This window comes from Mammaliicoccus sp. P-M58 (assembly GCF_022386165.1).
In the GTDB taxonomy this organism is placed as follows: domain Bacteria; phylum Bacillota; class Bacilli; order Staphylococcales; family Staphylococcaceae; genus Mammaliicoccus; species Mammaliicoccus sciuri.
The window spans coordinates 85,188-106,398 of record NZ_JAJNJI010000008.1 but is presented as its reverse complement, the minus strand read 5'-3'; the positions used below and the strand labels follow the sequence as shown (position 1 = coordinate 106,398).

The window sequence follows — 21,211 nt, the reverse complement described above, 5'->3', positions numbered from 1 at the left end:
TATGAAATATCAATTTTTAGGAGTTACAGGATGTCCAACGGGAATAGCACATACTTTCATGGCAGCTGAAGCACTAGAAAATGCTGCTAAAAGTAAAAATGTAACAATTAAAGTAGAAACGCATGGACAAAGAGGAACTGAAAATGAATTTAGTAAAAAAGAAATTGACGAAGCAGAAGTCATTATTATTGCAGCTGATAAAAATGTAAATATCGATAGATTCAAAGGGAAGAAAGTTATTAATGTTTCAGTATCTAAAGGTATTAAGCAAGCAAATCAGTTACTCGATCAAGCTATTTCAGGTGATGTGTCAATTTATCAATCTGTGAATAATCAATTTGATAATTCTGAGCATCAAGAAAATACTTCTTCTAATATGTGGCATAAAATATATGTTCATTTAATGAATGGTGTTTCGCATATGCTTCCTTTCGTAGTTGCAGGAGGAGTTATGACTGCTATATCGTTCATGTTTGGCATATACTCTGCTGATCCAAAATCTGATCAATACAATGTTATCGCTGAACAAATGAACACAATAGGTGGCTTAGCTATGGGTCTAATGGTTCCTATACTTAGTGCATATATAGCACAATCAATAGCCAATAGGCCAGGTCTAGTTATAGGTTTTATCGTTGGTATGATAGCTGATACAAATGGTACAGGCTTTCTAGGAGGTATTGCAGGAGGTTTCTTAGCTGGTGGTATCGTATTATTATTACAAAAATCTCTAAAAAACTTACCTAAATCATTAGATGGTTTGAAAGCAATATTTTTACTACCTGTTTTGGGTATCTTTATTGCAGGCTTTATAATGTGGTATTTATCAATACCTATGGAATTTATTAATAAAGGTATGATGGAATTTTTAGCAGGTTTCCAAAACTCAAATCCAATAATTTTAGGTTTAATTGTCGGTATAATGTGTGCATTTGATATGGGTGGACCAGTAAATAAAGCAGCGTATGTTACTGGTACTGCTCTATTAGCACAAGGTAACCATCTTTTCATGGCTGGAGTATCAGCTGCATGTATAGTCCCACCATTAGCAACTGGATTCTCAGTATTACTATCTAGAAAATATTACAGTCAATCTGAGACGAGTGCTGGATTAGTCAACTTTTTACTTGGTTCAACACATATCACTGAAGGTGCGATTCCATTTGCTGCTAAACGACCATTTATTATTATCCCAATACTTATGGTTGGCTCGTCTATAGCTGCAATACTCACATATATGTTGAAAGTTGAAGTTCCAGCTCCACATGGTGGATTTATAGTATTGCCTGTAGTTACTCATCCAATTTTCTGGGTAGTATCAATAATTATTGGTGCTCTTGTTGCTGGAATATTGATGTCAATCGAACAAAAAAGATATGTTACTAAAAGTAATGTGTCTGATGAACAGCCTAAAATCATATCTACTAACAACTTAGTAGACTGTAAACGAGTTTTCTTAAATAAATCTTTCAACAATAAAGAAAGTGCTTTAGAGTTTATTGCCCAAAAATCAGTTGAAACAAATGTTTCAGATAATTTCAATTCTGTCTTTGAAGGTTTGAAAGCACGTGAATCAGAAAGTAGTACGGGCATGGAGAATGGTATAGCTATACCTCATGTATCAGATAAATCAATTAGTAACGCAAGTCTAATTGTCATTAAAATGGATAATGAAATTGAATGGCCATCTTTAGATGGGAAACCTACTAATTTCTTAATAAGTATATTAGTACCTGAAAATAATGGTGAGGAACATTTAAATATTTTAGCGAACCTATCTAGAAAATTAATGGATAAAGAATTTACAAATCAATTAATATCTTCAAATTCAAAAGAAGAAATCGTAAATCTATTAAGTGGAGTGAATAAGAAATGAAATCTTTAAAAAAACTAACTAACAATAAAGGCATTATTACTGCATTAGCTATAGACCAAAGAGGTGCTTTAAAAAGAATGATGGGCGAAAATATTTCAAATACTGAAATATCTAATTTTAAAGAATTAGTCTCAAATGAATTAACACCTTATGCATCATCTATATTATTAGATCCTGAATTTGGTAAAGAAGCAGCTAATATAAGAGATGCAAATTGTGGTTTAATTATGGCATATGAAAAAACAGGTTATGATAAAAAAACACCAGGAAGATTTCCTGACTTAATTCCAAATTGTTCAGTAAAAAACTTGAAATCTAAAGGTGCAGATGCCATCAAACTTCTTATCTATGTAGACATAAATGAGTCAGAAGAAATAAATAGTCAAAAAGAAGCTTTTGTAGAAAGAGTTGGTAGTGAATGTGTATCAGAATCATTACCTTTTTTCCTAGAAATTTTAACATATGATGACTCTATTGGTGATGAAAAGGGAATTGAGTTTGCTAAGGTAAAGCCACATAAAGTGATTAATGCCATGCGTCTTTACAGTGAATCAAGATTTAATGTTGATGTACTAAAAGTAGAAGTTCCAGTTAATATGAACTTTGTAGAGGGATATGCTAAGAATGAATATGTTTATACAAAAGAGGAAGCTGCTGAATTCTTCCTGGAACAATCTAATGCTACCAACCTACCGTTTATATTTTTAAGTGCTGGCGTGTCATCACAATTATTTATAGATACATTAAACTTCGCATATAAGTCAGGGTCTAAGTTTAATGGTGTATTATGTGGTAGAGCTACATGGAGTGATGCTGCAAAAGCATATGTAGAAGATGGTATTAATTCCTCAAAAAACAAACTGAAATCAACCTGTAAAAATAATATTCTAGAATTAAATAAATTAGTTGAAGAAATTGCTACACCCGTATAAACCTTCTCCATCCTCTTCACATAATAATGCCCCCTAATCCATGATTGATGGTTTAGGGGGTTTTATATTAACTATTTTGTTTTGAGAATGCTTGTCCAATTGCGTCTAGTTTTTCTGGTGCGTCTGAAACGCCCATTTTAACTTCTATGAAATGCATTTGATTAGGTTCATTGTCAATTTTTAAGAATACATTTTCTAAATCGGCAGATGTTTCTACGTCGTGTACGGCTACTGTATCTTTACCGCCAAATACGGCTGGTAACATTTTGTAGTCCCACATTTGAATATCATTATATACTTGGTGTTCGCCGTGGATTTTTCTTTCAACTGTGTATCCCTCATTATTAATAACAAAAATAACAGGTTTAAGGTCATTTCTAATCATTGTTGATATATCTTGTGCTGTTAATTGTAATGAACCATCACCAATTAATAGGATATTTCTTCTATATAAATTAGACATTTGTGTACCTATTGTTGCTGGTAATGTATAACCTATTGATCCCCATAATGGTTGTCCAATAAATGTATTATTTTTGTATAAGTTAAGGTCATACGCACCGAAGAATGAAGTACCTTGTTCTGCTAAAATTATATCATCTAATCCAATAAAATCTTGCATCATTTTAAAGTAAGTTTCTTGTGTAAGTGGCGCATTATCAACTGTGTAATCACCTTTTTCAGGACGATTATTTTCTGGGAAATGTGCTTCGTTTTTATATTCAATATCAAGTAATCCGTTCATTAAACTTGGTAATGTAAATTCTGATGAAGTTGTATCGTTTAATTTGAAATCTAAGTGATTGATCATTACGACATCATCAATATCAAATCCATAAGAATAACCTGCAGTTGCTGAATCTGTTAATTTAGCACCAATATTTAAAATAGCGTCACTGTTATCTACATAATTTCTAATATCTTCTTCTGCGATACTACCATCATAAATCCCCATATAATAACGACTTTCTTCATTAAATGCACCTTTACCTAAAGAAAGTTGTGCAACTGGAATTTGTGTTTGTTCAACAAAGCGCTCTAATTCATCATGTAATTTAAAGCTATTAATTTCATGACCAGTAATGATAACAGGTTGCTGTGCTGTTTTTAATTTTTGTTGTACCATTTCGATGTATTGAGAAACATCTTGATTGATCACGTCAGCTGGTTTGAAAGCTTCTTCAACTTCAATTTCTGCTTGTGCTACATCGATTGGTAAATGTATATGGACAGGTCTTTTTTCAGCTAATGCTGCATTAATTAATCTTGGAATTTCAGTCTGAGCATTTTCTACTGTTATATAACCTTGAGCAGTTGTAATTTCTTTAAACATTTTTCTATAACTATCAAACTTACCTTCACCTAATGAATGGTGAACATATTTACCCGCTTCTTCAACAACTGTTGTTGGTGCACCTGTAATAGCTATCACTGGCACACGTTCTGCATAAGATCCTGCAATACCATTAACTGCACTTAGTTCACCAACTCCAAATGTAGTGACCATTGCACTGATACCATTCATTCTTGCATATCCATCCGCAGCATAACTTGCATTTAATTCATTCGTATTGCCTACCCATTCCATATCTTCTCTACTTACAATGTCATCTAAAAATGCTAAATTAAAATCTCCAGGAACACCAAATACTTTTTCTACTCCTACCGTACTTAATGAATCCATTAAATATTCCCCAACACGTTTTTTCATATCCGATTCTCCTTTTCTAGTTTTACGAATCAATTTAAGTCAATATAGTTGACCTATTAATGTAAAAAATAAACGTTTGATTAAATATCAAATGTTTAATAATCCCTATAACAATTCTTAGTATATACCTACTTTAAAATTAAGTCAACATCATTGACCTAAAAATGAATTTTTAACAACTATCCTTTATAATAGTTGAAAAGGAGTCGACACGATGGATAATAAAAACAATTATGATCATATGCTTTTTTATTTCGCGTACAAAACATTTATCAATACAGCTGACGATATTATTAAAAATCATGGCATGAACAGACAGCATCATAGATTTTTATTTTTTATAGATCAAATGCCAGGTATAACAATTAAAGATTTATTAGATACACTTGAAATATCTAAACAAGCATCTCACGCTTCATTAAAAAAATTAAAAGAAAAAAAATTAATTAGATATGTAGACTCTGACAATGATAGACGTGTAAAACATTTATACCCTACAGAAGAAGGTAGTGCTTTAGTTCATAAATTGAACCAAGCGCAAAATGAATTATTACAGCAAACGTTCGAAGAAGCTGGTACAGAGTGGCATGATTTTATGGAACACCTTGCAAGTATGAAAAGTGGATTTAAAAATGTTAAATCTATTAAGCCAAAAGAATAGCAATCAAAAAAGGGAGCTGGACAATACGTCCTGCTCCCTTTCTTTATATATTTAAACTAATCACTTTGTCCATATGTACGCAATGAACTATAAACGACAATGCAGATGAAATATAAAATAACAATGATGATGAAACTATATGGCACATGTTCTAAATAGAACCAGCTTAAATGCAAATTAGTAAATTGATTCAGCTGCTGAATGACATATCTTGCGACTAATAGTCCTGAAAATACGACAAATAATATGCGTGCGACTTTCTTAACTATTTCTATCATTATTATTTCATCTCCTTTTTCCTACTTTAATTTTCCAATGTGTAAACATTCGAAGTATATATTCTAGCGGACCATATCGCCAATGCTTTTGATACCATGTTGCTAAAAGCATTTGTAATACATAAATTAAAATAAAACTAATCGTCGTCACTAAAAGTACATCTTTTCCGAAGAATCCTAATCCATAGCCATATAATATGAGTGTTCCAATAATACTTTGTAAAATATACATCGATAACGACATTTTACCGAGACTTTCAAATCCTCTAAATATGATGTTTTGTTGATACGTTTGATATAAATATTTAAATAAACAAATATAGCTGATGGCCAACAATATACCAAATATCATGGCAATGCTCTCTGCTGCATTTTCATTCGATAACCATAAATAAGAGGACTTTCCTAATATCCATACTGGTATTAAATATATAAACCATTTTGAAATGTGTTGATCTTTAATACGTTTTTCAAACCATTTATATTTTGATAAACATATACCTAAAGTAAAATACGGAACTTCTATAAACAGAATCATTACAAATAACCATCCCATATTATCGCCAAGCATTGATTGTAATTGCATGAATTTCGGATCTTGTATCGTGTCATCTGCTTCACGAATATCCCAATAACTACCTTCACTATATAATGTTTTAACCTCATGCACATATGAAGCTTTATCACTCGTTTCTATAATAGGACTTGAAGTATCAAACAAAGAACCAACCGACATTGCTAATATCAACCCAAATCCAATAATCGTAATCCATTTAAAAAATTTACGATTCAATGAAATGAATGGAATCACAATTAACATCGATAATGCATAACCAAATAAGATATCTCCTTCCCATATAAAATAAGCATGTAAACTACCTAATATTAATAAGAATATAGCTCTTCTTAACAGTTTTATTCTTGGACGTTTAATTTGTTTACTTTTCATAGATTGATAAAGCTTATCTAAAGAAAAACCAAATAAAATCGCAAATATGGGCATAAAACTTCCTTCAAATAAAATCTTAATTACATGATAAATTGTTTGATTCAAACCACTTAAATGATACTGATCTATGTATAATTGCCCTGTTAAACCAAATTGGAAAATTAATAAATTGGCCATAAATATGCCAAATAAACTAAATCCCCTTAGTGCATCAGCAACTTCTATTCTGTTCATTCTATTCACCTCACATATTATATTAACAAGTTAAAATAAAATCCGACTTATATAAACCTTAAATCTGACTTAATTTTACATATACGTGTGGATACATATAAAATGAAAATATACAATAATATAGAGGTGTAAAAATGACTGCCAAAATATTAATAGTAGAAGATGATTTAGATATACAAACATTGATAAAAATATCCTTATCGAATAAACAATTAGGTGACATATATTTAGCAAGTGACAAACCAGAAGCTGAAGCAAAAATAAAAGAACATCACTTTGATGTCGTGTTGCTTGATTTAAACTTAAAATCAGAAAATGGCTATGAACTCGTCAAATATATTAAACATGAAGATACTAAACTTATTATCGTTACAGCAAAAGATTCTGATCTAGACGTTTATAAAGGATTTGAAAATGGTGCTGTAGATTATGTGAAGAAACCATTTGATCCTATTGAGCTCGCTTATCGCGTCTCTGTACATATTAAAAATATCAATACACATCACAATAAGAACTTGCAAGTCAATCTAGATACAACTGACGTTATCACAAATAACAAAAAAGCTAACCTGACATCAAGAGAATACGACCTTCTCGCTTATTTTATTAAAAATAAAAACCAAGTTTTGACGAAGAGCCAAATATACGAACGTGTATGGGGTTATTCAGTCAGTGTGGATGACAATACATTAATGGTTCACATTCGAACATTACGCAAAAAAATAGAAGATGACCCGAATAATCCTCAACTTATACAGACAGTTCGAGGCAAAGGTTACATATATAGAGGTTAATGAAATGAATAAAAGATTCACATGGAAATTCACGAAATATATTTTTATTTTTCTTACTATTACTTTTATTATAGGTGTTATTGGCATATGGCTTTTCTTTACAAATGTTATAAAAATTTCTTATTCCGATTTAGATGATGTTGATGATTTTTATATGGATTTTTCAATATCAAATGAAGAAAACGGCTATAAATTAAATGATGATTTAAAACAAAAATTAAAAGACAATCATGTTCAGTTGTATATTATCGATAAAAATGCCAATGTCCTTTATCCTAAAAAACAATTGAATTTGAAAAATAAACTTGTTGAAAACTTATATAATACACAAGCTATTCCTTTTCGCAGTGATGACTATAGCGTCATATTAATTTACCCAAAATCACATAGACATGCTATTCAATCAACAGAAAATATTGATACAAAGAAATTGATAAGTAGCTTGTATATCAATAATTACAATAAATATTATCATGTCGAAAAGGATAATCAATTAACATTTATAGATAATCCTGCCTATCATAAAGTAGAATATACAGATGAGTTTAATGATATTGAAAATAAGACATTTAAATTTTTAGCACTATCTTATTTATTATTGCTGTTACTCAACATGATTTTAGTAATTATTTTCGCATTTATCATTTCTAAAAGACTTTCTAAGCCATTATTCTTCTATACGGATTGGATAGAAAATCTTTCTAAAGGTAAATTGTTTAAGCCAAGCTCTAAACACTACAACAAAAGAAGCAAAAAATTATTTAAAGAACTTAATGATTCTGTAGAAAGCTTAAACTTACAACTGACTGAAGATAAAATTTATCAAAATCAAATTAATTACTATCGCGAGAAATGGCTTAATCAGCTATCTCATGATTTAAAATCACCTTTAACATCTATTTATGGTTACGCCAAACTATTATCATCAGAAGAAATAGACACTAAGAAATATGCGATTTTAATTTCAGATAAAGCTGCATATATGACTGAATTGATTGATAGTTTAAACAATAACTTCAGATATGAAACAGATCAAATGACCATTCATAAAGAATCATTCGATATTACAGAAACATTAAAGCAGCTGAGAAGAACGATACAATATGACAAGCTTGAAATTATCAATGAATTAACAGAACAAAAATTTTATGGCAATAAACTATATTTTGAACGTATGATGATGAACCTTATAGATAATAGTATCGATCATAATAAACGCAATCCAAACATCGAAATCAACATTAAGAATATAAATGAAGGTTTAGAAATTAACTACAAAGATGACGGTGTCGGCATAAGCAAGACAACAGAGAAACACATGCTTCATTCAAATTACACAACAAAAGACAACAAAGAAGGACACGGTATCGGTTCAACGATTATTATGGATTGCATCACATTTCATAACGGAACCTTTAAAATTATGCCCACTACAAAAGGTGTAAACTTCAAAATCCATTTAAATTAAGGAGCTGAGAAGAATGAAGGAGAAATTGTTTTATAGTGTGACGTATGGATTGTATATGATTTCAATTATTGTATTAACCCAACTTATTATCTTCAATAAAGTGGATTTAGCGTCATTAATTGGTGCAATAATAGGAATATCAGTAGCTATACCACTAGTTTTAGAAAATAATAAATATAAAAAAGATAGATATAATATCTTTACTAAAGAATACTTAATACAGTTTAGCTCATTAATTATCGCATTCATCTTGATTAGATTTTTCGTTTCTCCCGATTACAGAATATACCCTATGCTGGTGATTGTTGTTATTTTGATTACATATGAAATCATTAAGAGAAGAAAGAAAAAGAAGCTCGAGAATTGAGCTTCAGGTGTTTAAGACACTAGACAAATTGTATTTTTTCATGATATTCTATAATCAAATAAAGGTAACGTGCTGTAACACGTTACCTCTACAAGCCCGTTTAAGTGACGGTGACTGCATATAATTAATTTAATAACCTTCTATACATGTCAAAGCGAATAGAAGGTTATTTTTTTGTTTTTATTCATAAAAAGACGCTCAAGAATTGAGCGTCTTTTGTTATTTATGAACTTGTTTGAAGATCGTCTTCGTGATAATTAAAGTACTTATTAGATATATATTGTTGAATGATAAGTACGATTGCACTTGCACTCCAATATAATGGCAGTGCTGCTGGTGTGCTCATACTCACAATAAATATCATAATTGGACTAATATACATAATATATTTCATTTGCCCATTTGATTCTTCTGGTAAATATTTTGTTGATAAATATGCTTGTAATAAATAGAGTGCTCCGGCAATCAGTGCCATAAATATATTTGGTGAACCTAAGTTAAACCAAGCGAAGCTATGACTTGCTAGTGCATCATTATGAGATATTGCAAAGTACAACGCCATTAGTATCGGCATCTGTATAATCATTGGTAAACATCCCATATTTAAAGGATTTACGCCATGTTCTTTATATAAAGCCATCATTTCTTGGCTATATTGCGCACGTTCTTGTTCATCTTTAGCTGATTTCATCTTCTCATTAATTTCATCCATTTGTGGTTTTATTTTCTTCATTTTAAATTGCATTTTCTTCTGTCCTTTAAAAGAACGCAACATAAACGGCATGACAATTAGTCTTACACATATGGTAACGATGATAATGCCAATTCCGTAACTATTGTTAAAGAATGATGCAAAGAATTTAATCAAATAAATGAATGGTTCTACTAATGAATTATAAAATACACCACCTTCTTGTGGTGCACATCCACTTAGTAATATCGATACTGCTAAAAATGCTAAAAATGTATATAATTTTTTCAAAATTTCTCCTCCAATATATTAATTATGCGTTAATATATTGGACTAGCGTCTTCTTCATCGACGGATTTGGATAAGCAACGTGTTCTCCACCTTAAAATAGGGACTATCCATTCAAAAATGTATTGATCCTCTACTTCAGTTGAAAACCTTACAATCCAATCTTTGTGGAGCTTGATGTTTGCTTGCATCTGCAAATAAACAAACAAAAGCGTTAATAACACAGGAATGAAATAATGTATGCTAAATGCAACATAATTAATTAATATCTCTTCACCTAATAACCCTATGAGCCATTCCATTACGCCTTCACTCCTTTCCAATCGAATTTACTACGTTAAATATACATGGTAAAAATATGATATTCAAATAATTGCACTCTTTAAATTTTGCAAAACCTATTGTATTATCACTATACTTTGATACAATTGAGAAAGATTATCAATATCAATTAATTGGGGAGGCTTTTTAATGAAAAAGGTATTAATTTTAGTATTAACGTTAATTTTATTTGTTGCAGCATGCGGGAACAACAATGACAATAAAGATTCAAGTAGTAAGAAAGATTCAAGCTCTGATACAAAGTCGTTTACGATGGATAATGGTAAGAAAGTAGATGTACCAAAAAACCCTAAACGAATTGCAGTATTACACCCAACATATGTCGGCGCATTAGTTAAATTTGATCACACACCAGTAGCAGTACCAGAATTTATTAATCAAAACAAGGTACTTAAAGATGTTACGAAAGATGCTAAGAAAATAGATCAAACAAATGTGGAACAAGTTGCGAAATCTAAGCCTGACTTAATTATTACGAGTGCACAAGACAAAAACCTTAATAAACTTAAAAAAATTGCACCTACAGTTACTTTTGATGCAATGACTTCTACATATAAAGATAATACAACTAAATTAGCAGAATTAGTCGGCGAAGAAGACCAAGCTAAAGAGTGGATTAAAGAATGGGATCAAAAACTTAAAGATGATAAAAAAGATTTAGAACCACTTATCAAAGTAAAAACAGCAACAGTCTTACAACAAACACCAAAAGGACTTATGGCATTCAGTGATGAATTAGGTCGAGGTACTGAAATTTTATATAGCGGTTGGGGCTTGAAACAACCAAAAGACCTAAAAAAAGCAACAGAAAAAACAAATGCTATCACAATAACACCTGAAGAATTCGATAAATATTTAGGTGATTTTGTTGTAATCGCAGCAAACGGAAATCAGAAAGCACCATTCGAAGATACAAATGTTTGGGCAAATACAGAAGCTAAGAAAAATAATCACGTCGTTAAATTTGATGTAACAGAAACACAATATAACGATCCAATTTCATTAGAAAAACAAAGAGAGATATTCTTAAAAGCCTTTAAAGAAATGAAATAAATATGAAAAGAGCTAGGATACGTGTCCTAGCTCTTTTTTTGATGGGGAATGTGAAATTGGGTGATGTTGTGGCTTTATTCACTACTTAAGCCATGACATCTAACTCTAAACAACCACTCCAAAACTCAACCTCCCCTCTCTCTAACTTCAGACAACCCGCAGTCTACCTTGTGCTTAATGAACGTCTACTGACAAAGGTTAGAATGATGATAACTATGCCTATCAGCATACAGAATAGACCTAATTCATGTATACCATTTGTGATGTGGTCACCTTTGAATAAAGTACTAATGAGAGTGGATGATACGATTGCACCGATATACATTGCAGTTCTTAATAATCCTGCTGACATGCCTATCATTGATTTTGGTGCTTGATGATAAAGTGCATTTTGATTTGCTAAATTTAATAATCCTTGTGGCACACCAAAAATTGCAGCTAATAATACTAATATCCATAATGGTGTATCGGCATGAATAAATTGGAAGCCTATCATTGTTATGAGTGCACAAATTGTGCCTAAATATAGTTTGAACTTAATTGATAGTCTTGTACCTGTTAATTGTGCCATAAAAATCCCAACCAAGAATTGAGGTAACATCATGAGTCCTGCATGTGCTGCAGTCAATCCTCTCCCCTCTTCTAGCCATTGAACATATCCGTATAGCACACTATAAGAAATAACAGCTGTAAGAAGTGATCTTATATAAGTATTATTTAAAGCACCATTGTGACCAAGTACTCTTAGATCAATAAATGGTTTCTTAGATTTGAGTTCCACAATGACAAAAACTAATAAACTGAACAGTCCAATTATAAATAGATAAAAAATGGATTGATCTGGCTCCATAAAGAAAATCATCCATGTTGTTAAAGTAATTGTAAACAACGTTATACCTATAAAGTCTATCTGTTCTTTTAATGCATTTAATTTCTTTGGACTTTCAACTTTTGGATAATATAAAAATCCAAATACGAATGAAAGAATGGAAAGTGGAATATTGACTAAGAATATAGCTTGCCAACCGCCACTATGAATTAACAAACCACCGATTGTTGGACCAATAACAGAAATCGTCTGATTGGATATAGATAGCATTGTTAATATTTTACTTGGACTATCTTTACCTGTACGCTTGCCCTCATAACTGATTAAATACATTGCTGAAGGATAACCTGCACAAGTACCAATACCTATAAGAAATCTTGCTAATACTAATCCATAAAAAGATGGTGTAAAAATCGCAATCAAGCTCGCTACTCCTACTAAACTTGTAGCAAATAAAAATAATCCTCTTGGACCAAATATATCTATAAGTTTACCTATAACCGGTTGACCAATACTTGTTGCTAAATATAACGATGACACAAGCCATGTTGTTTGATAAAAAGGTATACCGAAGGCTTGTGCAATTGGTATAAGTGCAACAGCTAACATAGAAGAGTTGATAGGATTCAATATTGACCCTAAAATCATTGGAGGATATAGTTTCGTATTAAAGGCTTCTTCACTCGAAACTTGACGCATAAAAATTATCTCCTATCTATACGATTGTATTTGACCATTCTATCGTCTCAGTTACTTCCGCATACCTAGGAAAAATCTTATGAATTAGAAATTGATGTGTTTCAATATCTCTGTCTGTCATCGCATCTGATAAGACTGTTAATTCAAAGTCTTTATCTGCCGCTTCAACTAAAGTAGATAATACAACACCACTTGTTACAACACCTGTTAAAATAAGGTGGTCAACTTGCATACCACGCAATAACACTTCTAAATTACTACCTGTAAAAGCACTAAAGCGATGTTTTGTAACAACGACTTCATCTTCATTTGGTGCAAGTTCGTCTATAATTTGAGTTGATGCATCATTCACTCTCATTTGTTGTCCACTTGCTTTAATACGTGAAAATGATTTGTTGTAAGGCGACACTTCATAAAATCCTTTTGAAAAAGCTACTCTCACAAAAATAACTGGGATTTGATGTTTTCTAGCACTTTCGATAGCCTTTTTATTTTTATCGATGATTTCACTCGAATTAGATAAGCTACCAACAATACCATTTTGCATATCCATAACTAGTAAAGCAGATTGATTAGACATACTTACACTTCCTTAATATTCTTTTTAATGCAATGTTATCACAGCAATATTTCTCAAGAAATATTTTTGCCTATCAAAAAGCCGAAACAACCCTGACTGTTCCGGCTAAATAACTCTCTATACACTTTGAGATTTTTTTAATAAATATAAGAAATAAGGTGCACCTATAATGGCTGTTACAACACCTGCAGGAATTTCGAGTGGAGGAAACAATCCTTTACCTATTGCGTCTGCTACTAATAAGAATATTGAACCTATTAAAGCTGACAATGGTAACAATTTAATGGCTTTCGGTCCCGCTAATAACCTTGCAATATGGGGTGCAATTAAGCCTATAAAACTAATTGTTCCTGTTACTGACACAACAGAACCAACACAAATTGCTGCCATTACAAGATATATATTTCTAATGAGCGATACTTTTTCTCCTAAACTGACAGCAGATTCATCACCTAAACTTAATATGTCAATTTTACGAGCAAAAAAGAAAATAAGTGGCAACACCAATACTCCAGGTATAAAGAACCATAAGTCATCATAATTACGTCCCCATACACTTCCTGACAACCATAATAATGTCGTATTAATATTGTCTGGATATCTAATCATGAAATATTGTAGACCTGCTTGACATATTGCACTTAAAGCAACACCGATTAATGCTATTGTGTATGTACTTGCTTGGAACAATTTACCGATAAGCATTATAAGCATGATGAGTACAACTGCACCAATAAATGAAGCAATACCTAAGAAATAAAATGGTAGTGCTGGTAACAACAATGTTTGGGCGACTGCAAATAATCCTGCACCTTTTGTGACACCGATGATATCTGGTGATGCTAAAGGATTTCTCAGTAAACTTTGGACAATTGCACCTGATACACCTAATAAACATCCACCAATCAATGAAATAATCATTCTTGGCAATCTATAATTATAAACGACAAAATCATAATCATCTGAAAAGCCAGTTAATGTAGATATAATCTTTGATATACCTATAAACTGAGAACCTACTTGTAGATTAATGAATAATGCGACCAATAGTACGAGTGAAACGATGATATATTTCCATTTAAGTTTCATCCTTTTTGAACACTCCTTCCATTTTTACATAAGTAAAGGAAGAATGGTCCGCCTATTAAAGCTGTTACAATTCCGACGGGCGATTCATAAGGATATGCGATAATATGTGATAACGCATCTGAATAAACGAGTAACACTGCACCAATAAGTGCCGTTAATATAATATGTCTTTCATAACCGCCTCTAATCAACCTCTTCGAAATATGAGGTGCAATTAAGCCTACAAAGCCAATTGGGCCAGCAACAGATACTGATGAACCAGCTAGAATAATAACCATCAATCCAAATACGATATAAATCAGTTTCTTATAAACACCTAAACTTGTAGCTAAATCATCACCAAGTGAAATAACCGTTAAATGTCTCGCTAACATAATGGTGATAATCGTACCGATTACAAACCATGGTAATAAGACTTCCACACTATCCCAATCTTTACCGTTTAATGAACCTGTTAACCAATATAGAATATCTGTGGCATTTTCATTCATTAATATCAACACTTCAGTGACCGAAGATAGTAACAAATGAATGGTCATACCCGCTAAGGCTAAACGAACTTGATTATTCTCATGTCCATAAATAAAGGTATAAACAATCACGCCACCTAAAATCGCACCAATAAAGCCAATATACGCACTTTGATTACCATTATAATCAGGAAAGAAAACCAATGCCGCAACAAGTACTAACGAAGCACCGGCATTAATACCAAATGTTTGAGGTGAAGCGAGTGCATTCCTCGTAATACCTTGCATGATTGCACCTGCTAGCGCTAAACTCACACCAACCATAATCGCAACTAACAGTCTTGGTAACCTTACCGTTCTAATAATTAATGTATCTTTCGAATGATCATTATGTATTAAAGCATGAAATATCGTTTTAAAACTCATAATTGACGAAGCAAAGCTTAAATTTATAAAAATTCCTATAATTAAAATTATGAATGTTGCTATAATGATTATCGTTTCTTTTTTCATAACATCACCAACTCAACTCAGAAATAAAACAATGAACGGACAATTGTATGTACGTTCATTGTTCAAGTGTTTATTTCTTTTCGTTATATTTTTGTAAATCTTTTATGATATATTCATTGGCATTGATACCTCTGAATCTTGTCCAGAAGTCTCTATCGACTTGATATATTTGACCTTTTTTATATGCTTTAAGATCTTTCCAAATCGCTTTTTCTTTCCAATCATCTGTTATTGGATTCTTTTTATCAGTTGTAAAAATGATTTTATCCGGATTAATTTTAGATAAATTTTCTAAATTAACATCTTCATATGCATTTTTAGATTCTACAGCATTATCTAATCCCAATTTCGTTAAAAGTTGACCAGCATAAGAAGTAGATGTATGAGCTTGAAAAGCATCTTCTCTCGCAACTGCAATCAATACTTTTTGACCTTTGTTTTCTTTAGTAGTTACTTTATCTTTAGCTTTTTTAATTTTTGCATCTTGATTTTCAAGTAATTGTTTCGCTTTATCTTCTTTACCTAAAGCTTTACCAATTGTTTTGAATGAGCCATTCACATCATCATAGCTTGCTTCTCTACTTTTCAGTACAAGTGTAGGTGCAATTTTCTTCAAGTCTTCACTTATACCTTTATGACGTTGAACATCCGCTATAATCAAATCTGGTTTAAGTGAACTGATAGATTCTAAGTTTGGTTGCTTACGCGTACCAACTGATGTATATTTCACATCTTCACCATATAACTTTTTAATAATTTCTTTCTTATTATCATCCGCAATACCAACTGGTGTATTGCCAAGATTTTTAACTGCATCTGCAAAAGAATACTCTAATACGACAATGTTTTTAGGATTCTTTTTAACTTTTTGAGTACCTAATTCATCTTTTATTTCTATTGTTTCAGATTTCTTAGCACCTGCTTCGCTACCTTTATTATTGCCACAAGCTGCTAGAAACATTGCTGAAACAACTAATACCGCCATAAAAATTCTTGAATATTTATTCATGATGTCCTCCTAATAATTGATAACTGTTATCAATTGTATAATATTCAGAAAATGATGTCTATAGTCAATTTTGAATATTTATTTTATAAAACCCTTTATTTAACTGTTATATAACAATCATTAGTTATCAAATAAATTTACTATATTTAGATTTATACTATAAAAAATACATGTGCAAACAAAATGCACATGTATTTTTATTCATATATTATGGCTTTTTAATAAATGCATATAAGCTAATGATCGCAATAAATACGATTCCAATTATGACCGAAATTCGTGTTTCAGCATTGAACAACATGCCAATGACAACCAGTATAAGCATAATAATTGTGATTATATTACTGACCGGTGCGAATGGCATCTTAAATGGATGGTCTTTAATTTGTTCTCTCTTTCTAAAATTCATATGACTAATTAAAATAGCGAACCATGGCACCATACCTGGAAGCACACCTGCGCTGAACACATATACAAATATATTCGTATCTTTACCTAATATTAGAGGTAATACAATATCTAAGACGATACCGAAGAAGATACCGATTGATACTGCGATAACAGCGATATGTGGGACACCATTTTTATTCGTTCTATAGAATATTTGAGAAATTTGCTTTTGTTTAGATAATGTATAAAGCATACGACTCGTACTAAAAATGCCAGAGTTACAACCTGACATTGCTGCTGTAATCACAACAAAGTTAATAATTGTTGCAGCAGCTGTAATACCCACTTTTGCAAATGTTGCAACAAACGGTGAACCAATTTGATTCACTTCATCCCATGGATAAACCGTTACAATAACGAAAATCGAACCGATATAGAAAATTAATATTCTCCATACAACACCGTTAATGGCTTTTACAATATTTTTCTGTGGATCTTTCGTTTCACCTGCAGTAATACCAATTAATTCGATACCAATATAAGAACCAAATACAATAGATAATGCAAAGAAGAAACCACTTAGACCACCAGTAAAGAAACCACCACGATCCCATAAATGACTAACACCAATCGGATTAAAGTTATTACCTATTCCGAAAATTATTAAGCCTAAACCTGCAATAATCATTAATATAATCGTTACGACTTTTACAGCGGCAAACCAAAATTCAAATTCACCAAACCACTTAACAGAAACTAAGTTTGCAGAAAGCAATATAAGAACGACAGCTAAACCTGGTATCCATGAAGGTAAATCTGGCCACCAAAATTTAAAATACGAACCTACTGCTATAACCTCACTCATACCGACAATAATCCAATTAAATGTACTACTTGCAGCTGTTACAAATGAAAATGACGGATGAATATAATCATTTGCAAACTTAGCAAATGAACCTGTATCTGGATAAACGTAAACCATTTCACCTAGTGCTCTCATAATTAAAAATACAAATACACCTGCAATCGCATAAGCTAATAACACGGATGGCCCTGTCCACTTAATCGTACTTGATGCACCCATAAATAGACCAACACCAATTGTGCCACCAATCGCAATCATTTGCATTTGTCTTGACGTTAACTCTCTTTTTAAATTATTATTCATGTCTGACCCTTCTTAATATGTAAGTTCTAAATTTTCAACCTATAATTATTAAAATATTCTATAAATATAGCATTTTTAATAATTGGATACCAAGAATTTTCAAATAAAAACTAATATTTTTATATATTCAATCACAAAATCTACACATTTGTGCTAAATACTACCAGATATTTCTGAAATTGTTTATAATATATAATTATATTTAAAAATCATACCAATAGATAAAGAAAGGATATTCCTAATGTCTACAATAAACGAAGTAGCAAAAACAGAGTTACACTGTCATTTAGACGGATCTGTCAGCATCGAATTAATCCAACAACTCGCACGAGAACAACATGTATCTATTAATTTAGAAGATATTCAAGTAGATCAAAATTGTGAAAGCTTAGATGACTACTTAAAATCTTTCGACACCATTTTAAAAGTGCTACAAACAAAAGATAGCTTAGAAAAAGCTGTTGTCGACGTCGCACGACAAGCACATCACGACAACATTAAATATATAGAAATACGATTTGCGCCACTTTTCCATACAGATAAAGGATTAAACATTGAAGAAATTCTAGAAGCAGTTAACAACGGAGCAATCGAAGCTGAACATACATATGATATTAAAGTCAATTTGCTAATTTGCGGTATGCGACATCACGACAATCAAACAAACATTGAACTATTTAAATCTGTAGACCAGTTAAATACAAACAATTGTCATATTGTAGGTTTTGATTTTGCAGGTCCTGAAGAAGCCTTTCCAACAAAGGTCATACAAGAAGCCATTCAACATTCTACAGATTCTGGCCATTACTTAACATTGCATGCCGGTGAATGTGGATGTATTCATAATATAATAGAAGGAATCGAACTCGGTGCACGAAGAATAGGACATGGCGTTGCAGCAATTCAAGACAATCAAGCATTATCATACATTAAACAACACAACGCATTATTAGAAATTTGTCCAACGAGTAACTTACAAACAAAAGCAATTCAATCAGTAGAAGAACTTAACATTAGAAAGCTCATAGAGCAAGGTATACCCTTTAATATTAATACAGATAATAGAACAGTTTCGAATACAAACTTAAACCAAGAATATCAACTCTTGTATAACCATCAGTTATTATCAATAGCAGAAATGAAAGACATTAATATTAAAGCAATAGACCATGCCTTTATATCAGACATTGAAAAAGAACAGTTAAAAACAAAATATTAAATATTATAAAGGCTGAGACAGCTCATACTGTCCCAGCCTTTTATGTTTCTTGATTGTTAATTACCTGAATCTTTTTTTATAAAATATTTATTCTCTATAATGTAGCCAATAAAGATAACAATACACCAGCCAAGCATATACAAAATATTTGGGCCACTATCACTTTGGTATGAACTGAAAATATATAGAATCATTAATACAAAGATTATTATGTTAATGATGAGCCTAAATACCATAAAATGCTTCAAATTTTTTGCTTCCTCTTTTCCTTTTAGCCAATCTCTAAACATCAAGAAAATGATTAGTACAGGAGCAATACATATCAAAATTTGTTCAAGATTTAGGAATAAACCCAGTAACAAACATATGCCTATCAAGATAAAAATAAATATCAACGTTAATAACTCTCTATTCTTTATTAATTGTTTCATCATACAACCACCACTTTCAAAGTAACCTTTTAGCTTTTATCCAAATTCGTGTTCACATTGTTTTGTTTAAGGAAACATTTCTTCTCAATAAAGTCAGTGATAAATGATATTATAAACCATGCAAACAAGTATAAATACTTTACTTCTTCTCGATACATACTTAAAAAATATTGAACCAATAATACAACACCTATTAAGAGTACAATTACCCTATAGGTCATAAAACGTTTTATATTCTTAGCTTCTTCTACACCTCTTAACCAATCACAAAATAGCACCAATAATATAAACAATGGAACCATGAAAATAAGCATTTTCGGAAGTGACATAAATGAATATAGAAGTGCTCCAATTACAAAGATTACAAACAAGCTTGCTCCTCTTATTAGTGTTTGATTCTCTAATAATCGCTTCTGCATACAACCACCATCTTTCAAAATAACCTTTTACCTTTTAAACGCATTCGTCTTCACATTGATTTGTTTAAGGAATTTTTCTATTTTTTCTTGTTGTCTGCCATTTACATTTTGACTATCTGGTACGATATCTTTTATATCTTTTGTTGAGATGGTACCTTTTTCTGCTTTATCTTCTATTTTTTGCACTTGTTGATCTAAATTTTTAATTGTTTGATTGTAACTTGTAAAGTACTGACTGATTCTATTTGTTTCTTTTTGATAACCGTTTGGGAGTGTATTATTTTCTATATAATTTGAGAAGTTCTGGTCATTCTTTTCTAAAAGTTTTCTACCTTCTTCTAATTGATCTGCTTCTCTCTTCGTTAAAGGTTGTTCGTCCCATACTTTTTCTTCAATCTTTGTTGTCACTTTATAAATACTTTCATTTGTATCTAAATAACGTAGAACACTTTTATGTATTTCTGACTTTGATAATTTTTCATTTGTTAAATCAGATTCAAATACAACAGTTGGCAACTTTGCATTTTCATGTTTATTTGCCTGCTGTTCTGATTGATTGTGCTCATTATCTTTACTTGCTGAACTTTCTTCGTTTCCACATCCTACAAGCAATAAAGCTAAACTACTATATATGATGACTGACTTAAACTTCTTCATTTTATCTCTCCTATATATAATTTAAATCTTTCAATATATATGCTATCACTAGTTCATTGTAATTTCTACCATATTTTAGTAAATAACACTTAAT

Annotated in this window: 22 protein-coding genes; 8 read left to right on the top strand and 14 right to left on the bottom strand. The window is 31.3% G+C overall.

Annotated elements, in window-relative coordinates; genetic code table 11:
* Position 1: 1 nt before the first annotated feature.
* A complete protein-coding gene (locus tag LQ694_RS10215) occupies positions 2-1,876 on the top strand; it encodes a fructose-specific PTS transporter subunit EIIC (RefSeq protein ID WP_096791655.1) in 1,875 nt (624 codons plus the stop codon).
* Positions 1,873-2,808 carry a tagatose-bisphosphate aldolase gene (lacD, locus tag LQ694_RS10205; RefSeq protein WP_096791654.1) on the top strand — a complete coding sequence of 312 codons (936 nt, stop codon included), beginning with the start codon at positions 1,873-1,875 and terminating at the stop codon, positions 2,806-2,808. The genes LQ694_RS10215 and lacD overlap by 4 nt, the downstream gene beginning before the upstream one ends.
* Before the next feature lie 67 nt (positions 2,809-2,875).
* On the opposite strand, the gene LQ694_RS10200 is transcribed toward lacD, so the two are convergent.
* Positions 2,876-4,519, bottom strand: a complete 1,644-nt coding sequence (locus LQ694_RS10200; protein WP_096791653.1) for an alpha-keto acid decarboxylase family protein — start codon at positions 4,517-4,519, stop codon at positions 2,876-2,878.
* Positions 4,520-4,733: 214 nt separating this feature from the next.
* Between LQ694_RS10200 and LQ694_RS10195 the strand changes: the two genes are divergently transcribed.
* On the top strand, positions 4,734-5,180 hold the full coding sequence (locus LQ694_RS10195; RefSeq protein ID WP_025906982.1) for a MarR family winged helix-turn-helix transcriptional regulator: 447 nt from the start codon (positions 4,734-4,736) through the stop codon (positions 5,178-5,180).
* Positions 5,181-5,236: 56 nt separating this feature from the next.
* Here LQ694_RS10195 and LQ694_RS10190 read toward each other — a convergent pair whose 3' ends face one another.
* Positions 5,237-5,458 (bottom strand): hypothetical protein, encoded by a 222-nt coding sequence (locus tag LQ694_RS10190; RefSeq protein WP_048540559.1) that lies wholly within the window; start codon positions 5,456-5,458, stop codon positions 5,237-5,239.
* Between the two features lie 7 nt (positions 5,459-5,465).
* A complete protein-coding gene (locus LQ694_RS10185; RefSeq protein WP_096791652.1) occupies positions 5,466-6,641 on the bottom strand; it encodes a DUF418 domain-containing protein in 1,176 nt (391 codons plus the stop codon).
* A 134-nt stretch (positions 6,642-6,775) separates the two neighbouring features.
* On the opposite strand from LQ694_RS10185, the gene LQ694_RS10180 reads away from it, so the two are divergent.
* Genes LQ694_RS10180 through LQ694_RS10170 form a run of 3 tightly spaced genes read left to right on the top strand, consistent with a single transcriptional unit; the run spans position 6,776 to position 9,270 of the window.
* A complete protein-coding gene (locus tag LQ694_RS10180) occupies positions 6,776-7,435 on the top strand; it encodes a response regulator transcription factor (protein ID WP_196968455.1) in 660 nt (219 codons plus the stop codon).
* Positions 7,436-7,439: 4 nt separating this feature from the next.
* On the top strand, positions 7,440-8,903 hold the full coding sequence (locus LQ694_RS10175; protein WP_058612343.1) for a sensor histidine kinase: 1,464 nt from the start codon (positions 7,440-7,442) through the stop codon (positions 8,901-8,903).
* A gap of 13 nt (positions 8,904-8,916) precedes the next feature.
* The gene (locus tag LQ694_RS10170) at positions 8,917-9,270 is read left to right on the top strand and encodes a hypothetical protein (protein WP_096791650.1); all 354 of its coding nucleotides are present in this window, start codon (positions 8,917-8,919) and stop codon (positions 9,268-9,270) included.
* 223 nt (positions 9,271-9,493) lie between these two features.
* Here the strand turns inward: LQ694_RS10170 and yidC are convergent, their stop codons facing one another.
* Both yidC and LQ694_RS10160 read right to left on the bottom strand, forming a co-directional pair.
* Positions 9,494-10,252: a membrane protein insertase YidC gene (gene yidC, locus LQ694_RS10165; RefSeq protein WP_096791649.1), complete on the bottom strand. Its 759-nt coding sequence runs from the start codon at positions 10,250-10,252 to the stop codon at positions 9,494-9,496.
* 29 nt (positions 10,253-10,281) lie between these two features.
* On the bottom strand, positions 10,282-10,551 hold the full coding sequence (locus LQ694_RS10160; RefSeq protein WP_049320526.1) for a hypothetical protein: 270 nt from the start codon (positions 10,549-10,551) through the stop codon (positions 10,282-10,284).
* Between the two features lie 169 nt (positions 10,552-10,720).
* On the opposite strand from LQ694_RS10160, the gene LQ694_RS10155 reads away from it, so the two are divergent.
* Complete coding sequence (locus LQ694_RS10155) at positions 10,721-11,644, top strand: ABC transporter substrate-binding protein (protein ID WP_218697113.1); 924 nt, start codon at positions 10,721-10,723, stop codon at positions 11,642-11,644.
* A 163-nt stretch (positions 11,645-11,807) separates the two neighbouring features.
* Here the strand turns inward: LQ694_RS10155 and LQ694_RS10150 are convergent, their stop codons facing one another.
* The 6 genes from LQ694_RS10150 to LQ694_RS10125 form a co-directional block, all read right to left on the bottom strand.
* On the bottom strand, positions 11,808-13,172 hold the full coding sequence (locus LQ694_RS10150; protein WP_096791647.1) for an MFS transporter: 1,365 nt from the start codon (positions 13,170-13,172) through the stop codon (positions 11,808-11,810).
* Positions 13,173-13,188: 16 nt separating this feature from the next.
* Positions 13,189-13,752 carry a cysteine hydrolase family protein gene (locus tag LQ694_RS10145; protein WP_058612348.1) on the bottom strand — a complete coding sequence of 188 codons (564 nt, stop codon included), beginning with the start codon at positions 13,750-13,752 and terminating at the stop codon, positions 13,189-13,191.
* 117 nt (positions 13,753-13,869) lie between these two features.
* Positions 13,870-14,841, bottom strand: coding sequence for a FecCD family ABC transporter permease (locus tag LQ694_RS10140; RefSeq protein WP_096791646.1), 972 nt, complete (start codon positions 14,839-14,841; stop codon positions 13,870-13,872).
* Positions 14,838-15,824 carry a FecCD family ABC transporter permease gene (locus tag LQ694_RS10135; RefSeq protein WP_065381558.1) on the bottom strand — a complete coding sequence of 329 codons (987 nt, stop codon included), beginning with the start codon at positions 15,822-15,824 and terminating at the stop codon, positions 14,838-14,840. Before LQ694_RS10135 ends, LQ694_RS10140 begins: the two co-directional genes overlap by 4 nt.
* Positions 15,825-15,894: 70 nt before the next feature.
* Positions 15,895-16,833, bottom strand: coding sequence for an ABC transporter substrate-binding protein (locus LQ694_RS10130; RefSeq protein ID WP_058612351.1), 939 nt, complete (start codon positions 16,831-16,833; stop codon positions 15,895-15,897).
* Between the two features lie 208 nt (positions 16,834-17,041).
* Positions 17,042-18,391, bottom strand: a complete 1,350-nt coding sequence (locus LQ694_RS10125) for an amino acid permease (protein WP_058612352.1) — start codon at positions 18,389-18,391, stop codon at positions 17,042-17,044.
* Positions 18,392-18,632: 241 nt separating this feature from the next.
* Here LQ694_RS10125 and add point away from each other — a divergent pair, with 241 nt between their 5' ends.
* Positions 18,633-19,610 carry an adenosine deaminase gene (add, locus tag LQ694_RS10120; protein ID WP_218697111.1) on the top strand — a complete coding sequence of 326 codons (978 nt, stop codon included), beginning with the start codon at positions 18,633-18,635 and terminating at the stop codon, positions 19,608-19,610.
* A gap of 56 nt (positions 19,611-19,666) precedes the next feature.
* On the opposite strand, the gene LQ694_RS10115 is transcribed toward add, so the two are convergent.
* The 3 genes from LQ694_RS10115 to LQ694_RS10105 are packed head-to-tail and all read right to left on the bottom strand — an operon-like array spanning position 19,667 to position 21,117.
* On the bottom strand, positions 19,667-20,041 hold the full coding sequence (locus tag LQ694_RS10115; protein WP_049320517.1) for a hypothetical protein: 375 nt from the start codon (positions 20,039-20,041) through the stop codon (positions 19,667-19,669).
* 29 nt (positions 20,042-20,070) lie between these two features.
* Positions 20,071-20,460: a hypothetical protein gene (locus LQ694_RS10110; protein ID WP_096791644.1), complete on the bottom strand. Its 390-nt coding sequence runs from the start codon at positions 20,458-20,460 to the stop codon at positions 20,071-20,073.
* Positions 20,461-20,487: 27 nt separating this feature from the next.
* On the bottom strand, positions 20,488-21,117 hold the full coding sequence (locus tag LQ694_RS10105; RefSeq protein ID WP_196968449.1) for an NDxxF motif lipoprotein: 630 nt from the start codon (positions 21,115-21,117) through the stop codon (positions 20,488-20,490).
* Between the last annotated feature and the right edge of the window lie 94 nt (positions 21,118-21,211).